The sequence below is a fragment of the Methylobacterium aquaticum genome, from assembly GCF_001043915.1.
GTDB lineage: Bacteria > Pseudomonadota > Alphaproteobacteria > Rhizobiales > Beijerinckiaceae > Methylobacterium > Methylobacterium aquaticum.
This window is the reverse complement of sequence record NZ_LABX01000081.1, coordinates 22,550-44,996: the sequence shown is the minus strand read 5'-3', so window position 1 is coordinate 44,996 and position 22,447 is coordinate 22,550. Positions and strand designations below refer to the sequence as shown.

General features: G+C 71.6%; 18 protein-coding genes. 6 read left to right on the top strand and 12 right to left on the bottom strand.

Annotated elements, in window-relative coordinates; genetic code table 11:
• Positions 1-294: 294 nt before the first annotated feature.
• The gene (gene lptB / locus VP06_RS11245) at positions 295-1,146 is read right to left on the bottom strand and encodes an LPS export ABC transporter ATP-binding protein (protein ID WP_425350904.1); all 852 of its coding nucleotides are present in this window, start codon (positions 1,144-1,146) and stop codon (positions 295-297) included.
• A gap of 251 nt (positions 1,147-1,397) precedes the next feature.
• Here lptB and VP06_RS11240 point away from each other — a divergent pair, with 251 nt between their 5' ends.
• Positions 1,398-2,642, top strand: a complete 1,245-nt coding sequence (locus VP06_RS11240; RefSeq protein WP_048463850.1) for an amidase — start codon at positions 1,398-1,400, stop codon at positions 2,640-2,642.
• Between the two features lie 7 nt (positions 2,643-2,649).
• On the opposite strand, the gene VP06_RS11235 is transcribed toward VP06_RS11240, so the two are convergent.
• From VP06_RS11235 to VP06_RS11215, 5 genes are all read right to left on the bottom strand, one after another.
• Positions 2,650-5,370: a bifunctional diguanylate cyclase/phosphodiesterase gene (locus VP06_RS11235; RefSeq protein ID WP_048463849.1), complete on the bottom strand. Its 2,721-nt coding sequence runs from the start codon at positions 5,368-5,370 to the stop codon at positions 2,650-2,652.
• A 333-nt stretch (positions 5,371-5,703) separates the two neighbouring features.
• A complete protein-coding gene (locus tag VP06_RS11230) occupies positions 5,704-6,990 on the bottom strand; it encodes an NAD(P)/FAD-dependent oxidoreductase (RefSeq protein ID WP_048463848.1) in 1,287 nt (428 codons plus the stop codon).
• Positions 6,991-7,042: 52 nt separating this feature from the next.
• Complete coding sequence (locus VP06_RS11225) at positions 7,043-7,774, bottom strand: amino acid ABC transporter ATP-binding protein (protein WP_048463847.1); 732 nt, start codon at positions 7,772-7,774, stop codon at positions 7,043-7,045.
• On the bottom strand, positions 7,771-8,427 hold the full coding sequence (locus VP06_RS11220; protein WP_048463846.1) for an amino acid ABC transporter permease: 657 nt from the start codon (positions 8,425-8,427) through the stop codon (positions 7,771-7,773). The genes VP06_RS11225 and VP06_RS11220 overlap by 4 nt, the downstream gene beginning before the upstream one ends.
• 17 nt (positions 8,428-8,444) lie before the next feature.
• Entirely contained in the window at positions 8,445-9,227 is a 783-nt protein-coding gene (locus VP06_RS11215; RefSeq protein WP_048463845.1) for an ABC transporter substrate-binding protein, read from the bottom strand.
• A 168-nt stretch (positions 9,228-9,395) separates the two neighbouring features.
• Here VP06_RS11215 and VP06_RS11210 point away from each other — a divergent pair, with 168 nt between their 5' ends.
• On the top strand, positions 9,396-9,956 hold the full coding sequence (locus VP06_RS11210; RefSeq protein ID WP_245291143.1) for a cupin domain-containing protein: 561 nt from the start codon (positions 9,396-9,398) through the stop codon (positions 9,954-9,956).
• Between the two features lie 232 nt (positions 9,957-10,188).
• Positions 10,189-10,956, top strand: a complete 768-nt coding sequence (locus VP06_RS11205) for an EAL domain-containing protein (RefSeq protein WP_048463844.1) — start codon at positions 10,189-10,191, stop codon at positions 10,954-10,956.
• A 7-nt stretch (positions 10,957-10,963) separates the two neighbouring features.
• Here the strand turns inward: VP06_RS11205 and VP06_RS11200 are convergent, their stop codons facing one another.
• Entirely contained in the window at positions 10,964-14,350 is a 3,387-nt protein-coding gene (locus VP06_RS11200) for a DEAD/DEAH box helicase (RefSeq protein WP_048463843.1), read from the bottom strand.
• Between the two features lie 185 nt (positions 14,351-14,535).
• Here VP06_RS11200 and VP06_RS11195 point away from each other — a divergent pair, with 185 nt between their 5' ends.
• On the top strand, positions 14,536-15,957 hold the full coding sequence (locus VP06_RS11195; protein ID WP_048463842.1) for a phospholipase D-like domain-containing protein: 1,422 nt from the start codon (positions 14,536-14,538) through the stop codon (positions 15,955-15,957).
• On the opposite strand, the gene VP06_RS11190 is transcribed toward VP06_RS11195, so the two are convergent.
• From VP06_RS11190 to VP06_RS11180, 3 genes are all read right to left on the bottom strand, one after another.
• On the bottom strand, positions 15,911-16,924 hold the full coding sequence (locus VP06_RS11190) for a lysylphosphatidylglycerol synthase transmembrane domain-containing protein (RefSeq protein ID WP_048463841.1): 1,014 nt from the start codon (positions 16,922-16,924) through the stop codon (positions 15,911-15,913). The two genes, VP06_RS11195 and VP06_RS11190, sit on opposite strands and share 47 nt — an antisense overlap.
• Positions 16,921-17,682, bottom strand: coding sequence for an endonuclease/exonuclease/phosphatase family protein (locus VP06_RS11185; protein ID WP_048463903.1), 762 nt, complete (start codon positions 17,680-17,682; stop codon positions 16,921-16,923). Before VP06_RS11185 ends, VP06_RS11190 begins: the two co-directional genes overlap by 4 nt.
• 119 nt (positions 17,683-17,801) lie before the next feature.
• A complete protein-coding gene (locus VP06_RS11180) occupies positions 17,802-18,596 on the bottom strand; it encodes an SDR family NAD(P)-dependent oxidoreductase (protein ID WP_048463840.1) in 795 nt (264 codons plus the stop codon).
• Between the two features lie 108 nt (positions 18,597-18,704).
• On the opposite strand from VP06_RS11180, the gene VP06_RS11175 reads away from it, so the two are divergent.
• Positions 18,705-19,601 carry a LysR family transcriptional regulator gene (locus VP06_RS11175; protein ID WP_048463839.1) on the top strand — a complete coding sequence of 299 codons (897 nt, stop codon included), beginning with the start codon at positions 18,705-18,707 and terminating at the stop codon, positions 19,599-19,601.
• Between the two features lie 304 nt (positions 19,602-19,905).
• Here the strand turns inward: VP06_RS11175 and gcvA are convergent, their stop codons facing one another.
• Positions 19,906-20,832 (bottom strand): transcriptional regulator GcvA, encoded by a 927-nt coding sequence (gcvA, locus tag VP06_RS11170; protein ID WP_048463838.1) that lies wholly within the window; start codon positions 20,830-20,832, stop codon positions 19,906-19,908.
• Positions 20,833-20,961: 129 nt separating this feature from the next.
• Between gcvA and VP06_RS11165 the strand changes: the two genes are divergently transcribed.
• A complete protein-coding gene (locus VP06_RS11165) occupies positions 20,962-21,192 on the top strand; it encodes a DUF1127 domain-containing protein (protein ID WP_048463837.1) in 231 nt (76 codons plus the stop codon).
• Between the two features lie 205 nt (positions 21,193-21,397).
• On the opposite strand, the gene VP06_RS11160 is transcribed toward VP06_RS11165, so the two are convergent.
• A complete protein-coding gene (locus VP06_RS11160; protein ID WP_048463836.1) occupies positions 21,398-22,438 on the bottom strand; it encodes a cysteine synthase A in 1,041 nt (346 codons plus the stop codon).
• Between the last annotated feature and the right edge of the window lie 9 nt (positions 22,439-22,447).

The window sequence follows — 22,447 nt, the reverse complement described above, 5'->3', positions numbered from 1 at the left end:
GGCCGGGGTCGGCACAAGTCTTGCTTCAGACATCGGACAGCAGCTTTAAACCGAAGCGTGGCACGCGTCAAAGCGATCGTGCGGGCCTGCGTGGTCGGACCCGAGGGTGACGCAGGGCCGTGCGGGACACCAGTGGAAAAAGGGCCGGAGCGAGATCAGGGGGTTGGTCGCGACGCGGGGGCCGATGACGTAAGGGGCCAATGACGTAGGGGGCCGCCGAGCGGGCCGTGATGGTGCCGCGGCTCCCGGTCGTCGGCGGGGTTGCACGGCGGCGCCCGGATCCCGGGGGCGCCGTTACAGCCTGAAATCCTCGCCCAGATACAGCCGCCGCACGTCCTCGTTCGCCACGATCTCGTCGGGGGTGCCCTCGGTCAGGATGCGGCCCGAATGCACGATATAGGCCCGGTCGATCAGGCCGAGCGTCTCGCGCACGTTGTGATCGGTGATGAGCACGCCGATGCCGCGGCCCTTGAGGTGCATCACCAGTTCCTGGATGTCGCCGACGGCGATCGGGTCGATGCCCGCGAAGGGCTCGTCGAGCAGCATGAAGGAGGGCGAGGAGGCGAGCGCCCGGGCGATCTCGCAGCGCCGCCGCTCGCCGCCCGACAGGGCGATCGAGGGCGACTTGCGCAGGCGGGTGATGTTGAATTCGTCGAGGAGCGAATCGAGCTTGCGCTCGCGCGCCTTGCGGTCGGGCTCCACCACCTCGAGCACGGCCCGGATGTTGTCCTCGACGTTGAGGCCGCGGAAGATCGACGCCTCCTGCGGCAGGTAGCCGATGCCGAGCCGGGCGCGCTGGTACATCGGCAGCCGGGTGATCTCGTACCCGTCGAGGCTGATCGTGCCGCGATCGGCCGAGACGAGGCCGGTGATCATGTAGAAGATCGTGGTCTTGCCCGCACCGTTGGGGCCGAGCAGGCCCACCGCCTCGCCGTTGCGCACGGTCAGGCCGGCATCATGCACCACCGTGCGGGCGCCGTAGCTCTTCTTGAGGCCGGCCACCGCCAGGATGCCGGGCCCGCCGAAACCGTCGGCGGCGCCGCCCTGCGCCGTCGCCAGGGTCTCGGCCCCGCGCCCGCGGCCGAACAGGCGCCCGAGGCGCGAGACGGCCCGGGGGGCGGGCACGGACTGGGCTCGCAGGGACAGGGCGGAGGGAAGAGTCACGGGCTCACTCGCGAAGGATGCCGGTGAAGGAGGCCGGCTGTTCGGCGCCCCGCCGCGCCGGCCTGATCCGCCCCAGGCGGCCGTGCGGCGGATGAACGGCGCCGGTTTAGCCGAAGCCGGGCCCCGCCCGCAACGCGGGCAGGTCCCGCCAGGACTCGCTTCGTGTTCTGGGACACACCGCCACAATGGGCTTACAAAGTCGTTGATCCGACTCCTCCCACCCGGATGGCCCGATGCTCTCGCTCCTCGATCTCTGCGCCCGACGCGATTCCGGCCGGCTGACGCCCGAGGGGGCGGTCGGCCTCGTGCGCGAAGCGATCGCGGCCCGCGAGCCGGAGGTCGGCGCCCTGGTCTGCGTCGATCCGGCGCCGGCGATCCCGAACAGCGGCCCGCTCGCCGGACTCGCCGTCGGGATCAAGGACATCATCGACACCGCCGACCTGCCGACCCGGATGGGCTCGCCGATCTACGATGGCTGGCGCCCGCGGGCCGACGCGCCGGTGGTGGCGCGGCTGAAGCAGCTCGGCGCGGTGCCGCTCGCCAAGACGACCACCACGCCCTTCGCCTTCCTCGACCCCACGGCGACCCGCAACCCGCATCACCCCGGGCACACCCCCGGCGGCTCCTCGGCGGGATCGGCCGCCGCGGTGGCGGCCGGGATGCTGCCGCTGGCGCTGGGCACCCAGACCGGCGGCTCGATCATCCGCCCGGCGGCGTTCTGCGGCGTCGTCGGCGTCAAGCCGTCGTTCCGGCTGCTGCCGACGGTGGGGGTGAAGTGCTACTCCTGGGCCCTCGACACGCTCGGCCTGTTCGCCGCGGGCGTTGCGGACGCGGCCCAGGCCCTGGCGCTGCTCGCCGACCGGCCGGCGATCGCGCGGAGCGGCGAGGTCGGCGCGCCGCGGATCGGGATCCTGCGCCAGGAATTCTGCGCCGCCCCCGAGCCGGAGGCGGAGGCGGCGCTGTCACGGGCGGCGCAAGCCGCCGAGCGGGCCGGCGCGGTGCTCCGCGACCTCACCCTGCCGGCCCCGTTCGGCGAGGCTTTCGCGGCCCATGGCACGCTCCAGGATTACGAGGCGCGCCAGGCCCTCGCCTGGGAATACGCGACCCACCGCGACGCCCTGCCACCGCGCCTGCGCGCCGCCCTCGACGCGGCGCAAGGGATCGACACCCCGGCCTATGACGACGCGCGCCGCACCGCCCACCACGCCCGCCGCGGCCTGAAGGACGTCTTTTCGGAGAAGGGATGCGACGTTCTCCTGACCTACGCGGCGCCCGGCGCGGCGCCGGCCGGCCTCGATCACACGGGGGATTCGCGCTTCAACCGCCTCTGGACCCTGATGGGTGTGCCGTGCGTCACCCTCCCGGTCGACCGGACGCCCGCCGGCCTGCCGGTGGGGGTTCAGGTGATCGCCCGGTTCGGCGATGACGGGCGGGCGCTCGCCGCGGCGGGGCTGATCGAGCGCGCGCTGCGGGGATAGGGGAGGGTCAGGCGGCGGCCGAGACCACGCCACCCCTCCGCCCGATTCCCCGCAGCTCCGCGACCGGGCAGGGCTTGCCGAACAGGTAGCCCTGCAACTCGTCGCAGCCCGCTCCGCGCAGGATCGCCGCCTGCGCTTCGGTCTCGACGCCCTCGGCCAGCACGACCATGCCGAGCGCCTTGCCGAGGCCGATCGTGGCGCGGACGATCGCGCCGCTATCGTCCTCCTGCCCCAGATCCTGCACGAAGCAGCGGTCGATCTTGATCTTGTCGAAGGGGAAGCGGCGCAGGTAGCTCAAGCTGGAATAGCCGGTGCCGAAATCGTCCATCGCGGTGCCGATCCCGAGGGCGCGCAGCCGGTGCAAGATCGCCAGGGTCGCGTCGTCGTCCTGGAGCAGCACCGATTCGGTGATCTCGAGTTCGAGCCGCTCGGGCGGCAGGCCGCTCGCCCTGAGCGCGCCCGCGACCTCCTCGACGAGGCCGTCGCCGACGAACTGCGCCGGGGAGAGGTTCACCGCCACCTTGATGTCGGCGGGCCAGGCGGCGGCGTCGGTGCAGGCCCGGGCGAGCGTCCAGGCGCCGAGGGCGCGGATCTGCCCGGTCGTCTCGGCGATCGGGATGAACTCGGCCGGGCTGACGAAGCCTTCGCGCGGGTGGCGCCAGCGCAGGAGCGCCTCGCAGGTGCGCAGGCCCGACCCGTCGGCGGCGACGATCGGCTGGTAATGGACGTCGAGCTGTCCCTCGGCGAGGGCGCTGCGCAGGTCGGCGCCGAGCTGCCGGCGGCGTTGCAGGCCGGCATCCATCGCCGGGTCGAAGAAGCGCCAGCCGTTCCGTCCGGATGCCTTGGCCTGGTAGAGCGCGACATCGGCCTGGCGTTGCAGCTCGGCGGTCGTCACCTCGGTCGCTTCCGTGGTGGCGATGCCGATCGAGGTTCCGATGCCGACCTCGTGGCCCTGGACCGCGAACGGCACCCGCAGGAGCCGGACGATCCGCTCGGCGAGGGCGGCGATCCCGGCCGGATGCGCGGGCGCGCAGCGGATCACCGCGAATTCGTCGCCGCCCAGACGCCCGACGAGAGCCGTGGTGCCGACCGCCTCCTGCAAGCGCTTCGCCACGAGCTGGAGAAGCTCGTCGCCGACCGGGTGGCCGTAGGTGTCGTTGACCTCCTTGAACCCGTCGAGATCGAGGCAGAGGACGCTCACCCTGTCCCCGGCGCCGCGCTCCGCGAGCGCGGCGTCGAGGCGGTCCTGCATCTGCGTCCGGTTCGGCAGCCCGGTCAGGGCGTCGTGCCGGGCCATATGGGCGATGCGCGCCTCGTTGCGGCGCTGCTCGCTCACGTCCTCGTGGGTGCAGATCCAGCCGCCGCCCGGGATCGGCACGTGCACCACCGCGATGGCGCGCCCGTCGGCGAGGTCGCAGGTGACGCTCGCCGGGCCGCCCGCGGCGATGCAGCGCCGGCCCGCGGTCAACAGCTCAGACCGGGTCCCGTCCGCCTCCAGATGGGCGAGGAGCGCGGCGAGCGGGGTGCCCTGCGGGCGCAGGGCATCGGGCACGGCGTGCATCTGCGCGTAGCGCGCATTCATCACGATCAGCCGGTCGTCGCAGTCGAACAGGCACAGCCCCTGCGTCATGTGGTCGAGGGCGATGCCGAACTTCGCCCGCTGGGCGCTGAGTTCCCGCTCGCCCCGCTCCCGCGTCTCGGCGGCGGACCGGGCGGCCTCGGCCTCGGCGATCCGCGCCTGTGCCCGCATCTGGCGCAGGTCGAGGAGCACCAGCCCCAGGAGGCCGAGATCGAGGACGAGGGCGGCCGTGCCGATGACCCAGGCCTGGCGGCGCCAGGTAGCGAGGCTCGCCTCCGTCGTGCGGCTGACGCTCAGGAACATCGGGTAGCGTGCCAGCGCCTTCGTGCCGACGATGCGGTCGCGCCCGTCGATCGGGCTGACCTGGCGGATCACGCCGCCGGACAGGTTCCTGTGGGGGATGCGGGACGTCGCAACCTCCGTGTAGGTTCGGCCGACGGTGCCGGCGTAATGGGGATGGCGCACGAGGAGCGTCCCGTCGCTGCGGAACACCGAGATCACGTCCTCCGTCGTCGGAGCGATCGTCCGATAGAGCCGCTCGAAATAGCCGAGTTCGATGGCGCCGAGCACCAGCCCGAGGAACGACCCGTCCGGTGCCCGGACCTTGCGGGCGATGTAGACCGTCCAGGCCCCGTCGCCGCGGTTCTGCAACGGCCGGCTGATGGTGCGATCGAGCGCCGGATCGGCCGCGAGCGCCTTGAAGTAGTCCCGGTCGGCGATGTTCACCGCCGGGATCGGCCAGTAGCGGCTGAAATTCAGGAGGTTGCCGTCCCGGTCGATCATCGCGACGGCGTTCGCCTGCGGCAGGGCGGCGAGGCGCGTCTTCAGCGTCTCGTGCAGCGTCTTCCGCGCCGCCATCGCCGCGTAATCCGCCTCGGTGGCGATCCCGGCGGCATGAAAATCGTCGATCACGCCGTCCTGGACCAGCTCGATGGATTGCAGCGCCCGGTCGGCCTGATCGGCGAGCACGGTCGAGAGTCCGATGAGACTGCGCTCGGTCTCGGTGACCGCATGGGTGTGCAGACTGCGCACGAGCAGCACGGCGGAGACCGCGATCAGCACCGCCAGGACGCCGGCGGACAGAGCCACCAGCCGGAAGGAGCGGCCGCGGGAGTCATCGGCCGGCGGAGTGTCGATCGAAGGGCGCACAGCTCTGGTCTGATCGATGCGGAGGACGAGTCCACCGTGCCCCCGCGGCCTTTAAGAAGCGATGAAAATGGTGCGGCGGACTCCGCGGGTCGCGATGATATTCTTTGGCGTAAGATCTGACGTCGAGCCAGAGATGACGCCGGGGTTAAGATTGACTACGAAAAATGCCGCCCGCAGTGACGATGTTGGCGACTTGTGTAGACCAAGGCGTCACGATAATCGAGCGTGACGGAGGCGTGGCTTTGCACGAGCGATGCCGGACGGGGTCGACGTCCCGAAGGCGATGCGGAAACGGCGGTGCCGGACGCCCGCGGCGCCTCGTGGGCGCGTCCGTCACAGCCCCCCGTCTTGCAGCCGGTACCAGGCCACCACCGCCGAGGCGTAGAGCCGGTGGAGCCCGTGCAGCGGCAGCGGCGTGATCGGGGTCGGGGCGAGGGGCAGCGCGTCGGCGTCGCCCCGGGCGAGGAAGGCGGCGATCGCCTGGCCCATGCGGGTCTGGAGGCCGACGCCGCGGCCCTGACAGCCGATATCGATGAGGAGGCCGGGTTCGGGCGCGTGCAGGTGGGGCAGGTAGTCCCGGGTGACCGCGACCCGGCCGCACCAGCGATGATCGAAGCCGATGCCGGCGAGCTGCGGAAACAGCTTCGGGACGATCCGCTCCAGATGCGACCAGTCGCTCTGCCCCTTCGGCTCCCGGAACGGCCCGCGACCGCCGAGCAGCAGCCGTCCGGTATGGTCGAGACGGAAATAGAGCAGCAGCTTGCGGGTGTCGGAGCAGACCTGGCCCTCGGGCAGCACCGTGCGGCGCAGGTTGTCGGAGAGCGGCGTCGTGGCGACCTGGAACGAGTTCGCCGCGATGATCGTCTGGCGCAAGTGCGGCCACAGGTCGCCCGAATAGCCGTTGGTGCACAGCACCACCCGCTCGGTGGTCAGGCTCGGGCCGGCCGCCGTCCGCACCGTCCAGATGTCGCCCTGGCGAGACAGGCTGGTGACGGGAGTGTCGGTGTGGATGCGGGCCCCGGCCGCCAGCGCCGCCGTCGCGAGGCCGCGGGCATAGGCCAGCGGCTGGACCGCGCCGGCCCGCCGGTCGAGCCAGCCGCCGCGGTAGCGCTCGGTGCCGAGGAGCCGGTCGGTCTCGGCCTTGTCGAGCAGGCGCACGGGGGCGCCGCGGCGGGACCATTGCGCCGCCCGGCTTTCCGCCAGGGCCAGCCCCTCGTCGGTATGGGCGCCCTGGATCCAGCCGGTGCGGATCCGGGGCACGTCCATGCGGTGCTTCGCGATGAGGTCGAACACCGCGTCGGCGGTGCCGGCCCCGAAGGCCGCGAGGCGCTCGCCGCGCTCGGGCCCGAACATGGCCACCAGCTCGTCGGGATCGTGCTTGAGGCCCGGGATCACCTGGCCGCCATTGCGGCCCGAGCCGCCGAAGCCGATCTCGCGCGCCTCCAGCACCACGGGCTTGAGGCCCGCCTCGGCGAGGTGGAGCGCCGTCGACAGGCCGCAAAAGCCGCCGCCGATCACCACCACGTCGGCGCGGCCGGATTCCGCGAGGGGCTGGGTGGCGGGAGCCGGCGGCGCGGTGGTGGCCCAGAGGGCCGGCCCCAGGGGGAACGGTTCGGTCATCGCAAGACACTCGCCCAAGACACCCGTCCAAGACACCCGTCCAAGACACTCGTCACAGGGGATTCAGCACCCGTCTCAGGAAGTCCTGGGTGCGGGGCTGCTGCGGGCGGCCCAGCACCTCGCGGGCCGGGCCCTCCTCGACGATCACGCCGCCGTCGAGGAACAGCACCCGGTCGGCGACCTCGCGGGCGAAGCTCATCTCGTGGGTCACGACCATCATGGTCATCCCCTCCTCGGCGAGTCCGCGCATCGTGCCCAGGACTTCGCCGACCAGCTCCGGGTCGAGCGCCGAGGTCGGCTCGTCGAACAGGATCGCGTCGGGCCGCATGGCGAGCGCCCGGGCGATGGCGACCCGCTGCTGCTGCCCGCCGGACAGTTGCGGCGGATGCGCCTCCTCCTTGCCGGCGAGCCCGACCCGGGCGAGCAGCGCCCGGCCGCGCTCGGTCGCCTCCTGGCGGTCCTCGCCCTTTACGTAGATCGGCCCCTCGATGACGTTCTGGAGCGCCGTGCGGTGCGGAAACAGGTTGAAGCGCTGGAAGACCATCGAGACCTGGACCCGCACGGCCCGGATCGAGCGGTCGGACCGATCGACCTTGCGGCCATTCACCGTGATCGTGCCGGATTCGTAGGATTCGAGTCCGTTGATGCAGCGGAGCACGGTCGACTTGCCCGAGCCAGACGGCCCGATCACGCAGACCACCTCGCCCTTCGAGACCCGCGCGGTGATGCCCTTGAGGACGGGCAGCGCCCCGTAGGATTTGCGGACGTCGTCGAGTTCGATCATCGCCGGCCGGCCTGCTGCTTCTCGAAGTGGCGCACGATCAGGATCAGGGGCAGACTCAGGGCGAGGTACATCAGCGCCACGAGGGTGAACACGCTGGTGTTCTTGAAGGTCGCCGAGGCGATGAGCTTGCCCTGGAGCGCCAATTCCGCGACCGTGATGGTGGAGGCCTGCGACGAATCCTTCAGCATCATGATCATCACGTTGCCGAAGGGCGGCAGGGCGGCGCGGAACGCCTGCGGCAGCAGCACCCGCCGCATGGTCAGCCCCCAGCCCATGCCGATGGTCTGCGCCGCCTCGACCTGCCCCCTGTCGATCGCCTCGATGGCGGCGCGGAAATTCTCGGCCTGATAGGCCGAATAGGCCAGGCCGAGGCCGATGATGCCCGCCTGCACCGCCGTCAGCGACACCCCGAAATCCGGCAGCACGAAGTAGATGTAGAACAGCTGCACGATGATCGGGATGCCCCGGATCACGTTGATGAAGGTCGCGGCGAAGAACGACAGGGCGGGTATCCCTGAGACCCGCATCATCGCCCAGACCAGGCCGAGGACCGTCGAGACCACGAGCGAGCCCGCCGTGATCAGGATCGTCAGCCACACGCCCTGAAGCAGGATCGGCAGGAACTCACGGGCGTCCGACAGGAAGCTGTCCATGGGACGGCGTCACCCGGTCAGGACGGGTTCACCGACGGTTGCAAGCCCCACTTCTCCAGGATCTTGGCGAGCTCGCCGCTCTCCTTGATCTTGGAAAGCCCCGCATTGATCTTCGCGAGGAGCGCGGTGTCGTCCTTGCGCACGCCGATGCCGACCGAGCCGACGACCACCGGCTTGTACGAGGCGACGAGATGGGCGTTGGGGAAGTTGCCGCTCTTGAGGTTGTAGGCGATGATCGGCGCATCGGCGAAGACCGCCTTGACCCGGCCGGCATTGACGTCCCGCAGCATGTCCGGGAACGTGTCGTAGGCTTTCACCTCGGCGAACTCGCCCGATTTCTTGAGCGCGTCGACGAAGGCGGTGCCGACCTGGGCGCCCACGGTCTCGCCCTTCAGGTCGGCGAAGGCGGTGTAGGCCTTGGTGTCGGCCTTCGGCACCACCATGCCCTCGCCATAGGCGTAGACCGGCTCGGAGAACGCGATCACCTCCTTGCGCGGCGCCGTGATGAACATTGCCGCGGAGATCACGTCGATCTTCTTGGCGGTGAGCGCGGCGATCAGCGTCGAGAACTGGAACGGCTCGATCTGCACCGAGAAGCCGGCCTGCTTGCCGATGGCCGTGATCACGTCCACCATCACGCCCTGGATGGTGTTGGTCTTGGTGTCCAGGAAGGTGAAGGGGACGCCCGTCGGCGTCGAGCCGACCCGGATCGTCTCCTGCGCCAGGACGGGGCGGGCGAGCGCGCTCCCGACGAGCAGTACCAGGGCCGCGCCCGCGGCCCGAATCAGACGCCTCGTCATCCTCTGCTCCCTGGCGGTTGTGCGCGGCTCGCCGCCTCACCGCATAAATTTCATTGACATGAACATCAGGCCATAATTCGCTGGGTCATGCAATCGAATTTCATGCACATGAAACAGGCGGCAGGGCGACGACGAAACGGGCAAGGTGACACGCCGGGGATCGCGCCGATGGCGGCCGATCTCGCGGTCGGCCAGCGCCTGCGCGGGTTGCGGCAGGAGCGGGGGCTGTCGCTGAAGGCGGTGGCGGCGCTGACAGGTTTGTCGATCGGCTATCTCAGCCAGGTCGAGCGCGGCCTGTCCTCGCCGTCCTTGAGAGTGCTGACCCAGGTCGCGGACTTGTTCGGGGTCGGCCTCGGCGCCCTGTTCGGCGCGCCGGAACATGCGTCCGCCGACGGGATCGTCACCCGCGCCGGCGAGCGGGCGGCGCTCACCCTCTGGCGCGCCGGCATCACCAAGCAATTGCTGACGCAGGGCGACGGGTCGTTGAGCCTGTTCCTGATGCAGCTCGCGCCGGAGGCCGGGACCGGCGACGAGCCCCTGGTCCATGACGGCGAGGAGGCCGGGCTGGTGATGGAGGGGGCCCTCGTCCTGACAGTCGAGGGCACGACGGCGGAACTCGGGCCCGGCGACAGCTTCCGCTTCGCCAGCCGGCGCCCGCACCGCTACCGCAACCCGTCCCCCGACCGGACCGCCGTGGTCCTGTGGGTCAATGCCGTGCCGCGGACCTGAGTCCGTGATAACCAACGGTCGTTGACAACGACCTTCGGTGCCGTTCTCGAATTTTCGCCAAATCTTTGATTTGATAGCGGAAATTCGAGGCGGGTTATCGGCCCGATGCGTCCGCATCTTGGGCCGATGGCATGATAGGACAACAAACCTATTCACGCCTCTGCCGTGCCGGTTTCATCTTGCGTCAAGATAACGGTGGGAGGGTATCCATCGACGGAGCCGGAACGGTATCATGACGAAGGGCAACGGGTGTGGGCAGTGCAGGAGCGGTGAGCCGCTGCCCTTCACCTTCACGATGGCATTCCACCCGATCGTGGATCTCGAGGGGGGCGGCGTCTGGGGCTACGAGGCCCTGGTGCGCGGCACCGAGGGGCAGGGCGCCGGCTACATCCTCGGCCAGGTCGACGACGACAACCGCTACCGCTTCGACCAGGCCTGCCGCACCAAGGCGATCGAGCTGGCCGGCGGGCTGTTTCCGGCCGGCGACGTGCGGCTGTCGATCAACTTCCTGCCGAACGCGGTCTACGAGCCGGCGGCCTGCATCCGGGCGACCCTGGAGGCGGCGCGCCGGATCGGATTCGCCCACCGGCGGATCATGTTCGAGTTCACCGAGAACGAGCGCATGACCGACGTGGTCCATGTCCAGCGCATCATCACCGATTACCGCCAGCGCGGCTTCCTCACGGCGCTGGACGATTTCGGCGCCGGCTATGCCGGCCTCGGCCTTCTGGCCCGGTTCCAGCCCGACCTGATCAAGCTCGACATGGAGCTGATCCGCGGCATCGCCGACTCGCCGGCCCGGCGGGCGATCGTCTCCGGGGTGATCGGCATCGCCCGGGCGCTCGGCGTCGCGGTGATCGCCGAGGGCATCGAGACGCCGGAGGAACTCGCGGCGCTCCGCGAGGCGGGCATCACCCTGTTCCAGGGCTACCTGTTCGCCCGGCCGATGGTCGCGGCCCTGCCGGAGCTGAGCCTGCCGGGGATGCGTCAGGCGGCGTGAGCGCCCGTCATCCTTCCAGAAGCACGTCCAGGTCGGCTTGGGTGAGCGCGCTGGTCGGCGCGCCCTCGTGGTCGAAGAGGGATTCGGCGAGCGCGCTCTTGCGCGCCTTCAGGTCCTCCATCTTCTCCTCGATGCTGCGCGCCGCGACGAGCTTGTGGACGAAGACCGGCTTGTCCTGGCCGATGCGATGGGCGCGGTCGACGGCCTGGGCCTCCACCGCCGGGTTCCACCAGGGATCGTAGAGGATCACCGTGTCGGCGGCGACGAGGTTGAGCCCGGTGCCGCCGGCCTTGAGGCTGATCAGGAAGACCCGAACCTCGCCGCTCTCGAAGCGCCGCACCGCCCCCTCCCGGTCGCGGGTGCGGCCGGTCAGCTCCGTAAAGGCGATGCCGGCCTGGGTCAGCCGCGGCTTGATGAGGTCGAGCATGGAGGTGAACTGGGAGAAGACCAGCACCCGGCGTCCCTCGGCCAGCAGCGCGTCGAGCAACTCCTCCAGCCGCTCCAGCTTGGCCGAGCCGGCGCCTTTTGCCCTGTCGAGCTTCAGGAGGCGCGGGTCGCAGCAGGCTTGGCGCAGCTTGAGCAGGGCGTCGAGGATGACGATCCGGCTGCGCTCCCAGCCCTTGGCGGCGATCGCCTCCTGCACCCGGGCATGCATGGCGAGCCGGATCGACTCGTAGAGGGCGCGCTGGGCCTCGCCCATCTCGACCTCCTCGGTGATCTCGGTCTTCGGCGGCAGGTCGCGCGCCACCTCCTCCTTGGTCCGCCGCAGCAGGAACGGCTTGATCCGGCGGGCGAGCAGCCGGCTGCGCTCGGCATCGCCGTGCTTCTCGATCGGCGTGCGCCAGGTCCGTGCGAAGGCTTTGCGCTCGCCGAGCAGTCCCGGGCAGGCGAAGGAGAACAGCGACCACAGCTCGGCCAGGTTGTTCTCCAGCGGCGTGCCCGAGAGGCAGAACCGGTGGCGGGCCGAGAGGCCGTGGATGAGCTGGGTCGTCGCCGCGTCCGGGTTCTTGATCGTCTGCGCCTCGTCGAGGATCAGGACGTGCCAGTCCTGGCCCGAGAGCACCGCCTGGTCGCGGACGACGAGCGGATAGGTGGTCAGCACGAGGTCGTGGCCGTCGATCGCGTCGAAATGCTCGCGGCGGCCCTGGCCGTGCAGCACCAGCACGGAGAGGTCGGGGGCGAAGCGCTCCGCCTCCCGGCGCCAGTTCCCCATCAGGCTCGTCGGGGCGATCACCAGGGCCGGCCGGTCGAGGCGGCCTTCCGCCTTCTCGCGGGCGATCAGCGCCAGGGCCTGCACGGTCTTGCCGAGCCCCATGTCGTCGGCGAGGATTCCGCCGAGGCCGGCATCGCGCAGGAAGGCGAGCCAGGACAGCCCTTGCGCCTGGTAGGGCCGCAAGCTCGCCCGGAACGACTCGGGCGGGGCGACCTGCGGGATGCCGCCCTCGGCGAGCAGCATCCGGCCCATGGCGCGCAAAGCCTCGCCGCCGCGCCAGGCGATCATCGCCGCCTCGCTCATCCGCTCCAGGGCCGCCAGGGTGGCGGCGTCGACGAGGCCGAGCCGCAGGCGTCCGCCTTCGCCGGAGCCGCCGCCGAGGCTCAGCTCGCGCAGGGCGAGCAGGATCGGCTTCAGGCGGGCGCCGGGGAGCGCCAGCAGCCGGCCGTCGCCGAGGGGCAGCATCACCGGCTCGGGCGAGGTCTCGTCGATCGACTCGATCGCGAAGTCGGGCCTCGCCAGGAGCGCGGCGATCGGCTCGGCGAGGGGGATGCGCTCGCCCTCGATCTCGATCCCGAGATCGAGTTCGAGCCAGTCGATGCCGGAACTCTCGTGGATCTCGAACTCGACCGCGGCATCCGGGTGCAGCACCCGGCCGCGGAAGCTCCGATCGGTCACGATCTGGAAGCCCTCGGCCTTCAGGGCCGGCAGGGCCTCGCCCTGGATCGCCGTCCAAGCCTCCTCGCCGCCGTCGGGCACGAAGTCCCGGGCATGGATCTGGGGCAGGCCCGGGCGGCGTTCCTGCGCCGGCGACAGGCCGCAGGCGAGGAGCCGCGCCACCGCCCGCTGCTCGGCCGGAACGTCGCGCTCCACCACGTAGAGCCGGCCGTCGGAGAGCCGCGTCGGTCTTGCCCGCAGGTCTCCGAACGGCACCGTCACCGGGCCGTAGCGGAAGGCGAGCGCGGCGAGGCGCACCGGCGCCGGCGGGGCCTGCTGGCCGAAGGGGGGATAGGCCCCCGGCACCTCGATCTGGGTCAGGCGCAGCACCGGCACCGGCGCCCGGTCGATCACCGTCTCCCGCGGCGGCTCCGGCAGGCGCAAGGTGAGGCCGGGGATCTGCCGCGCCAGGGCGGCGTTGAGGGCGGGCACCGAGACCGCCGGCACCGCCGGGCCCGCCAGCAGCGCGGCGGCGAGGTGCGGCGGCATGCCGAGATCGATCGGCCCGACGAGCCCGGCTTGCGGATCGAGATAGGCCGGCGGGTGGGCGGCCAGCGCCAGGACCGTCTCGTCCTCGCCGTCGAGGTGGGGATGGGGCGCCAGGGTCTCCTCGCCCTCGACCCAGGCGAGGTGGCCGGGCCGGGGCAGGCCCGCCGTGAGCGCCGGCCCCAGAACGGTCTCGAACCGGGCCCGGCCGGTCGCCAGCACCTGGTCCAGGATCTCGGCGCTGCCCTGGTCGACGAGGGAATAGGCCGGCGGGCCGTCGCCGTGGGTCTCGCGCATCCGCTCGGTGAGGGCCTTGAGGATGCGATGATCCGACGGGCGCAGATAGGCGGGCTGGCTTGCGGAATAGGCAATGTTGCGGAACTCGACCGGGCGGGCCTTGGCGGAGATCGCCCCGCTCTTCAGGATCCTTGCCTGCATCGGCGCGACGGCGAGCCGGGGCGCGGTGCCGCCGCGGCCGGGCAGCGCCAGGAGGACGTAGATCAGGCGCCGGTCGATCTCCGGCGGAAACTCCTCGCCGCCGGTCTTGCGGGCGTGGTCGAGGCGCGCCACCCAGTTCGACAGCTCGACCGGCAGGGTGTCGGAGGCCGCGGAATCCTGGAGCCGGAGCAGGCGGGCGGCCCGTTCCTCGGGGGTCGGCGGCAAGGGCTGCGGAGGCCGCGAGGCGGTGCCGTTCAGCGCCGCGAGCAGCACCGCCGCCACGTGCCGGCAATTGTAGCGCTCGCGGCAGTTGCAATGCCCGCTGATGGAGACGCCGTCGGAATCCCGGCTCAAGACGATCGAGGTGCTGTACACGGTCCGCCCGGTGCTGCTCTCGACATCGCCCTCGATGTAATCGTCCCCGTCGGCCTCGACGTCGACCACCTGACCGTGCACCAGGTCGCGCGCGCCGTCGTGAAAGGAGGCGTGTCCGCAATTGCGCAGGATGTCGCGTTCGGTGAAGGACGGCTTCCTGCGCATCGAAACGGATCCACCTCCGGCCTGCTCAGTCCGGCCTCCTTGGGCAAGGTAGGAAGCCGGTGCGGCGCTGGAAACCGTGACCGCCGCGGTCCGGCCGAATCGCCTGTGCATGTCTCGTCGTCCCGGAACGGACGGCCGCGCCTGCCGTTCCGGCACCGAGGGAATGCAGGAGTCCACGAGCGCCCATGACCATCGACCCCGCGCGTGACGAGACCGACAGCCTGTTCCAGCCCGGCCGCACCTGCTGGTGCGTGGCGCGGGCCGGGCGGGTCGCGGTGATGATCGATTCCGCCGAGTATTTCGCCCGGCTGGAGGAGGCATTGCGCCAGGCGCACCGCGCGATCCTGATCGTCGGCTGGGATTTCGACGGGCGCATCCGCCTGCGCCACGACGCCAGCCCCGAGGACTCGCCGCCCCTGGGACCGCTGCTGCGCGACCTCGCGGCCCGGCGGCCCGGGCTCGAGATCCGGGTGCTGGTCTGGAGCGTCGCCACGGTGCACGGGCCGGGCGCGGCGCTGCCGCTGCTGTTCGGGGCCGAGTGGGAGGCGCATCCGCGCATCGAGCTGCGCCTCGATACCCACCACCCGGTCTACGCCGCCCACCACCAGAAGCTCGTCTGCATCGACGACCGGATCGCCTTCTGCGGCGGCATCGACCTCACGGTCGGGCGCTGGGACACCACCGCCCACATGGCGGGCGATCCCTTGCGCACCAATCCCGACGGCGCGCTCTACCCGCCGGTGCACGATCTCCAGATGGCGGTGGACGGCGAGGCCGCCGCGCGGCTCGGCGATCTCGCCCGCGAGCGCTGGCGCGCCGCCACCGGCGAGGGGCTGGCCCCCGTGACCGGGGCCGCTCCGGTCTGGCCGCAGGGCTTGCGCGCGCTCGTCACCGATGCGCCCGTCGCCATCGCCCGCACGATGCCGCTCCAGGGCGACGAACCCTCGATCGAGGAGGCGGCGGCGCTCACCGCCGCGTCCCTGGCGGCGGCGCAGGACACGATCTACCTCGAAGCGCAGTACCTCACGGCCAATTTCGTCGCCGATGCGCTCGCGGCCCATCTCGCGGCGGAGGCGGGGCCGGAGATCGTCGTGGTGCTGACGCGGCGCTCGCACAACTTCACCGAGCGCGTCGCCATGGGGACGCCGCGCGACCGGGTGCTGCGCCGGTTGCGGGAGATCGACCGCTACGGGCGCCTCTTCGTGGCCTATCCGGTGGTTCCGGGTCCCGAGGGAGAGTGCGAGATCGAGGTCCACGCCAAGCTCGTCCTCATCGACGATCGGGTCCTGCGCATCGGATCCTCGAACCTCAACAACCGCTCCGTCGCCCTCGACACCGAATGCGACCTTGCGGTCGAGGCCCGCAACCCGGAGGAGCGCGCCGCGCTCCGGTCTTTGCGCGCCCGCCTGGTGGCCGAGCATCTGGGGGTGGCGCCGGAGGTGATGGAGGCGGCGATCGCGGAAGGCGGCCTCATCGCGGCGATCCGCCGCCACATGGGGGGCCTGCGCTCGTTACGGGTCTGCGAGGTGCCCGAGGAGGAGGGCCTGTTCGATCCGCTGGTCAGCTCCGAGCTGCTGGACCCGGAGCGGCCGTTCGGGACGGCGTAGCCGCCCCACCCGCATCCCGCCATCGGAACCAAGCCTCGGTCGCCGCGAAGGCGACGAGGCCGAGCGCCAGGGGCCCGAGGAAGTACAGGCACCGGAAGGCGATCAGCGGACCGATGACGTCGGTCTTCGGCAGAAGGTGGACGACCACGCTCTCGATCACCCCGACGCCGCCGGGCACGTGGGTGACGAGCACCGCCGCGTTGGCGATGACGAAGACCGAGGCGACGGCGAGGAAGCCGACATCGGCGACCGCCGCCAGAACCTGGTGCAGGCAGGCCGAGACCAGGGCGAAGTTGACCGCGCCCAACCCCACCTGCGCCGCCGCGAGCGGGAGCGGCGGCATCTCGATCGACCAGCGCCGAAAGGTCTCCGGCTTGCGCCACCAGGCGGCAAGGCCGAGATAGGTCGCGACGCCCCCCGCGCAGGCGAGGCCCGCCGCCAGCACGGCGCCCTGGCTCAAGCCCGTCACCTCGCGGGCAAGGCCGGGATGGACCAGCACCGCGACGGCGCCGAGCGCCATCAGGCCGACCGCCACGGTGACGCCGCAGAACAGTACTGCCTTGGCGACGTCGGCGGTTCCGAGGCCCCAGCGGGTGTAGAAGCGGTAGCGGATCGCCCCGCTGCTCAAGCCCGCAAACCCGATGCTGTGGCCGAGCGACAGGCTGATGAAGGCCGCGAGCGCCACCCGCCGATAGGGCAGGGGCTTGCCGGCGGCGCGCAAAGCCAGCCAGTCGATCCCGGTGAGGCAGAGATAGCTCGCGGCGGCAAATCCCCCCGCGGCCGCGAGCCGGCCGGCCGGGAGCGCCCGCACCGACTCCACGAGCTGCGCGAGGCTGTAGCCGGCGAGCGTCCGGTAGAGGAGGTAGCCGCCGAGGGCGACGCTGAGGATTGTGAGGAGGATGGTCCAGAACCGGCGGCGGGCGGTGGTCGCTTGTTTTGCCTCGGGGGTCGCTTGAGCCTGCGTCACGCCGGTTCCTCTCGGGGCACGGAGATGCGGGGGCCGAGGGCCGGCGCGAGATCGAGGTCGGCGACGAGCGGCAGGTGGTCGGAGGCGATCCGGGCGAGCCCGCCGCCGAGGGTGCGGACCTCGCGCACCGCGATGCTGCGGCTGACGAAGACGTGGTCGATGCGCAGAAGCGGCAGCCGGGCCGGGAAGGTCGGCCGCGTCCAGCTACGTGTCCGTTGCGCATCCGGCAGCCGGGCGGCGAGGCGGCGATGGACGCGCGATCCCGGCAGGGCGTTGAAGTCGCCCAGCAGCACCACCGGGTCGCGGCAATCCGGATCGCCGAGGAAGGCGGGCCCGAGCAAAGCCTCGGCCTGGGCCCGCCGCTCGCGCCGGTCGAGGCCGAGATGCGTCGTGACGATCTGAATCTCGGTGTCGCCGGCGGCGATGGCGACCCAGAGCGCGCCGCGCGGCTCGCAGCCGTCCCGGCCCGGCAGGGCCTCCGCCCGCACCAGCCGGGAGGGGAGGGCGGTCAGGATCGCGTCGCCGTAGAGTTCCTCCCTGACCCGCATCGCCGGATGGAAGTGGGCGCGCATGCCGAGATGGCCGGCGATCACGTCCGCCTGGTCGATCCCGCCGCTGCGGGCGCGGCCGACATCGAGTTCCTGCAACGCCACCACGTCCGCCCGGCAAGCGGCGATCACCGCGGCGACGCGCTCCGGGGCGAGCCGGCCGTCGGCGCCGAGGCAGCGGCGCACGTTGTAGGTGAGGACGCGGAGCAACCGGGCGAGGCCTTCTGCGACGGGCGAATGTCCCTCAACGGCCGAGCCTGCGGGTGGTTCGGCGGTCTCCGACTCCATCGTGGGCCGTCTCGCCTCGCGCTCGCGGGCCGGTCTCGCCATCAGGCGATGGTCGGCACGATCCCGCCCTCGACCCGCAGGCTCGCCCCGTTGGTCGCCGCCGCGAGCGGGCTCGCCAGATAGGCCACGAGACCCGCGATCTCCTCGGGCTCGATCATCCGGGCGAGCAGCGAGAGCGGACGGTGGACCCGGAAGAACTCCGCCTCCAGCTCAGGCACCGGCGCGTCCGGGTCCGAGGCGACGCTCTTCAGGAAGTCGACGATGCCCTCCGAGCGGGTCGGGCCGGGCATCACCGCATTCACCGTCACGCCGGTGCCGCGGGTGCGCTGCGCGAGGCCGCGGGTGAGGGTGAGCTGGGCGGTCTTCGACACCGCATAGTGCAGCATGTCGGGCGGCGGCACGAGGCCGGATTCGCTCGACACGAACACGATCCGCCCGGACTTTTTCTCGAGCATGCCGGGGAAATAGGCTTGCGCCAGCCGCGCGCCCGAGACGACGTTGACCTCGAACAGGCGGTGCCAGTCGGAATCGGTGATCGCCTCGAACGCCTTGGCTTCGTAGATGCCGAGGTTGTTGATCAGGATGTCGACCGCCGGCACCGCCGCGACCAAAGCCGCCGCGCCCTCCGCGGTGGCCGGATCGGCCAGCACCGTGCGGGGCGCCCGCGCGCCGGGCTCGGCGGCGATGGCGTGCGCCGCCGCATCGAGCTTCGCCTGGGCGCGGCCGGGCAGCACCAATGCGGCGCCCTCCGCGGCGAGGCGGCGGGCGATGGCGAGGCCGATGCCCGCAGTGGCGCCGGTGACGAGGGCGATCTTGCCGTCGATCTTGAGGTCCATGGTCGGTCTCCGTCGGTCTGGAGGCTCCGAGATGACGTTGCCGGGGATTGATGACCAGCAGGCGCGCCGGCACGATGATCGTGCATCGGACGCACCAATGGACCCGCGATGGACAACCGCCTCGGCGAGATGGAAGCCTTCGTGCAGGTGGCCCGCCGGGGCAGCTTCGCGGCCGCCGCCAAGGCCCTGCGCTGCACGCCCTCGGCGGTGAGCCGGGCGGTGGCGCGGCTGGAGGCGCGCCTCGGCGTCGGCCTGATCCGGCGCACCACCCGGGCGATGACCCTGACGCCGGAGGGCGACCAGTACCTTGCCCGTGCGGCCGAACTGATCGCCGAGTTCGACGCGATCGAGGACGGCTTCGGCCGCGACGCCGCCCAGCCGAGCGGGCTTTTGCGGGTCAACGCCTCGGTGCCGTTCGGCACCAAGGTGATCCTGCCGGTGCTGCCGCGCTTCCTCGGTCAGCAGCCGCGGATGCGGGTCGACCTCGCGCTCACCGACGACGTGGTCGATCTCGTCGAGGCGCGGGCCGACGTGGCGATCCGCATCGGCCCCTTGCGCGACACCCGCCTGCGGGCGAAGCTGTTGGGCCGCAGCCGCCTCGCGGTGGTGGCGGCTCCGGCCTATCTGGAGCGGTGTGGCACGCCCGCGCATCCGGATGCGCTGCCAGACCACAACTGCCTCAATTTCAGCTTCCGCCGCTCCCTCGACACCTGGCCGTTCCTGATCGACGGGGCGGTGGTGCAGCGGCCGGTCCACGGCAGTTTCTTCGGCAATTCCGGCGAGGTGGTGCGGCTGATGGCGCTCGGCGGCGCCGGGCTCGCCCGGCTCGCCCGCTTCCACGTCGACGAGGATCTTGCAGCGGGCCGCCTCGTGCCGGTGCTGGAGGAGTTCAGCCCGGGCGACGCGGAGGACATCCACGCCCTCTATGCCGGGCCCGAGCGGCTGTCCTCGCGCATCCGCTGCTTCGTCGATTTTCTCGCCGTCCATGCGGCGGTTCGCGGGTAGGAACGCGCCGTGACCGCGGCGGTCCCGGCACCCTGTGGATGCAGGGGCAAGACATTGGAACGCACGGTCATGGAAGCCGCGATCGCGCTCTGGCACAGTGCCACCCCCACCGGAGCGTGTGCCGACAGCGCCCGGCCCTCGCGGAGTCCGCCATCCGTCATGCCGTCCTGGTTCTCGCGCCTCGCCGCCGCCCTCCTTGGAATGCTGCCGTGGCGTCGTTCGTCCGATCCCGGTGCGTGCATCCTGCTCGGCGAGGGGCGCGGCGTCACATGGTGCGGGGATGGCGACGCAGCCGGGCGGTCGCTCAACGGGCCGACGCCGCCGCCTGCGCGGTGATCCAGTCCCGGAAGCGCGCCACCTTCGGGGCGTCGGTCTCGGTCGGGGTGACGAGGAAGAAGCTGTAGGGGCTCGCCACCTCGTCGGGGAAGGGACGCACCAGTCCGGTGCCCGAGACGAGGTCGCCCCCCAGCACCCGCGTGGCGAGGCCGACCCCGCCGCCGCCGGTGGCACATTGCAGCACCATGAAGGTGTGGGTGAAGCGGGGCCCGCGCGAGGCATCGACCCCGGTGACCCCCGCCGCCGCGAGCCATTGCGGCCAGTCCACCGCCTCGATGTCGATCGGGTCGTCGTCGTGGAGGAGCGTGTGGCGGGCGAGGTCCTCGGGTGACCGCAGGGGCGGCTCGCCGTCGCGCAGGTGAGGGCTGCACACCGGGAAGACGACGTCGTGCATCAGCAGGTCCGAGCGCAGGCCCGGATAGCGCCCGCGCCCGTGCCGGATCGCCAGGTCCGCGTCGTCGCGGGAGAAGTCCACCAGGCGGTTGTTGGCGACCACCCGCACGTCGAGGTCGGGATTCTGCGCCCGGAAGCTGCCCATCCGCGGGATCAGCCACAGGCTGGCGAAGGAATGGGTGGTGCTGACCGTCAGCACGTGGTCCTGGCCCTGGCGGCGCAGCCGGGCGGTCGCCTCGGCGAGCTGGTCCAGGACCTCGCCGGCCGCAGCCGCGAAGCGCTGCCCCGCCGGCGTGAGGGCGACGCCCCGGCTCGGCAGGCGGCGGAACAGGGGCGTGCCGAACCAGCCTTCGAGGATCTTCACCTGCTGTGCCACCGCTCCCGCGCTGACCCCAAGCTCGTCTCCGGCCTCGTGGAAGGTGGCGTGGCGCGAGGCGGCCTCGAAGGCCCGCACGGCGTTGAGCGGCGGCAGGCGGCGGCGGGGGTTCCGATCGAGGGCCATGGCGGGCTCCGCATGGGCGTGACCCAGATTTCCTGAGGGGAAGGACGAGTCGATCTGGTTTGATCGGTCGGCCTCCGAAAGGCAATCTCTCCTCACCGAATACACCGTCCGCCCGATCTGGAGAGAGCCATGACGACCCTCGTCGCTGGCCGAGGAAACCTGCGCCTCGTTCCCGCCATCCGTGTCAGCCCGCCCCGCCGCCGCTCCGCCGTGTCGGTCATCCAGCAGCTCGAATTGTGGGCCGACCGCCGCCGCGAGCGCCGCTCCCTGCTGGCCTGCTCCGACGGGCTGCTCAAGGATGTCGGCCTGTCGCGGGCCGATGCGGTGCGCGAGGCGGGAAAGCCGTTCTGGGTCGAGTGAGGCCGGGCCTGCGTCAGGTACTGTCGCGGCGCGGGCATCTGGCATCCACCATCAACCGTCCGGTGGAGAAAAGGCGTGGGTTTTCCCCTCTCCCCGCCCGCGGGGAGAGGGGAAGCCCGCGCTTCGTCTTGCGCGCCCCGCAGTCCCGCTCCTCTCGGTTGACGCTCGCACGATGGCCCGAGCAACGCCTCTCAGCCGATTCCCCTCACGCTCCCGTCGCCACCAGCCCCGGATCGATGACCCGCGGGTTCGCCAGCCAATGCGGCACCGGCAGGCCGCGGGCACGCAGGAAGCCGGGATCGAACAGCTTCGAGGCATAGCGGGTGCCGTAATCGCACAGGATCGTCACGATGGTGTGGCCCGGGCCGAGATGGCGGGCGAGCCGGATGGCTCCCGCCACGTTGATGCCCGACGAGCCGCCGAGGCACAGGCCCTCCTCCTCCAGCAGGCCGAAGACCAGCGGCAGCGCTTCCGTATCGGGGATGCCGAAGGAGATGTCGGGCCGAAAATCCTCGAGGTTGCCGGTGATGCGGCCCTGGCCGATGCCCTCGGTGATCGAGGTGCCGGACGCCTTGAGGTCGCCGGTGGCATAATAGGGATGCAGCGCCGAGCCGTCCGGATCGGCGAGCCCGATCGTCACCCCGGGGTTGCGGGCGCGGAGCGCCGCCGCGGTGCCGGCGAGCGTGCCGCCGGTGCCGGCAGCGCAGATGAAGCCGTCGATCTTGCCGCCCGTCGCGTCCCAGATCTCCGGGCCGGTCGTGGCGATATGGGCCTCGCGGTTGGCGAGGTTGTCGAACTGGTCGGCGAAGAAGGCGCCGCCGGGCTCGGTCGCGGCAAGGCGCGCCGCGAGGCGGCCCGCCACCTTCACGTAGTTGTTGGGGTTGGAAAACGGCACCGCCGGCACCTCGACGAGGTCGGCCCCGGCGAGCCGCAGCGCCTGCTTCTTCTCGGCCGACTGGGTGTCGGGAATCACGATCACCGTGCGGTAGCCGCGGGCCGCGCCGACGAGCGCGAGGCCGATGCCGGTATTGCCCGCCGTGCCCTCCACGATCGTGCCGCCCGGCCGCAATGTCCCGGCGCGCTCGGCCGCCTCGACCATGGAGAGGGCGGCGCGGTCCTTCACCGACTGGCCGGGATTCATGAACTCGGCCTTGCCCAGGATGGTGCAGCCGGTCTCCTCCGAGGCGCGCTTGAGGCGGATCAAGGGCGTGCCGCCGATCGCGGCGAGGATGTCGGAGCGGATCATCGCGGGGTC

Bases quoted from the DNA above. Each gene is read 5' to 3' on its own strand.
- gcvA (WP_048463838.1), bottom strand. From the start codon at position 20,832: ATGGCCCTCGATCGGAACCCCCGCCGCCGCCTGCCGCCGCTCAACGCC.
- VP06_RS11230 (WP_048463848.1), bottom strand. From the start codon at position 6,990: ATGACCGAACCGTTCCCCCTGGGGCCGGCCCTCTGGGCCACCACCGCG.
- VP06_RS11240 (WP_048463850.1), top strand. From the start codon at position 1,398: ATGCTCTCGCTCCTCGATCTCTGCGCCCGACGCGATTCCGGCCGGCTG.
- VP06_RS11180 (WP_048463840.1), bottom strand. From the start codon at position 18,596: ATGGACCTCAAGATCGACGGCAAGATCGCCCTCGTCACCGGCGCCACT.
- VP06_RS11210 (WP_245291143.1), top strand. From the start codon at position 9,396: ATGGCGGCCGATCTCGCGGTCGGCCAGCGCCTGCGCGGGTTGCGGCAG.
- VP06_RS11165 (WP_048463837.1), top strand. From the start codon at position 20,962: ATGACGACCCTCGTCGCTGGCCGAGGAAACCTGCGCCTCGTTCCCGCC.
- VP06_RS11220 (WP_048463846.1), bottom strand. From the start codon at position 8,427: ATGGACAGCTTCCTGTCGGACGCCCGTGAGTTCCTGCCGATCCTGCTT.
- VP06_RS11225 (WP_048463847.1), bottom strand. From the start codon at position 7,774: ATGATCGAACTCGACGACGTCCGCAAATCCTACGGGGCGCTGCCCGTC.
- VP06_RS11205 (WP_048463844.1), top strand. From the start codon at position 10,189: ATGACGAAGGGCAACGGGTGTGGGCAGTGCAGGAGCGGTGAGCCGCTG.
- VP06_RS11175 (WP_048463839.1), top strand. From the start codon at position 18,705: ATGGACAACCGCCTCGGCGAGATGGAAGCCTTCGTGCAGGTGGCCCGC.
- VP06_RS11200 (WP_048463843.1), bottom strand. From the start codon at position 14,350: ATGCGCAGGAAGCCGTCCTTCACCGAACGCGACATCCTGCGCAATTGC.
- VP06_RS11160 (WP_048463836.1), bottom strand. From the start codon at position 22,438: ATGATCCGCTCCGACATCCTCGCCGCGATCGGCGGCACGCCCTTGATC.
- VP06_RS11195 (WP_048463842.1), top strand. From the start codon at position 14,536: ATGACCATCGACCCCGCGCGTGACGAGACCGACAGCCTGTTCCAGCCC.
- VP06_RS11215 (WP_048463845.1), bottom strand. From the start codon at position 9,227: ATGACGAGGCGTCTGATTCGGGCCGCGGGCGCGGCCCTGGTACTGCTC.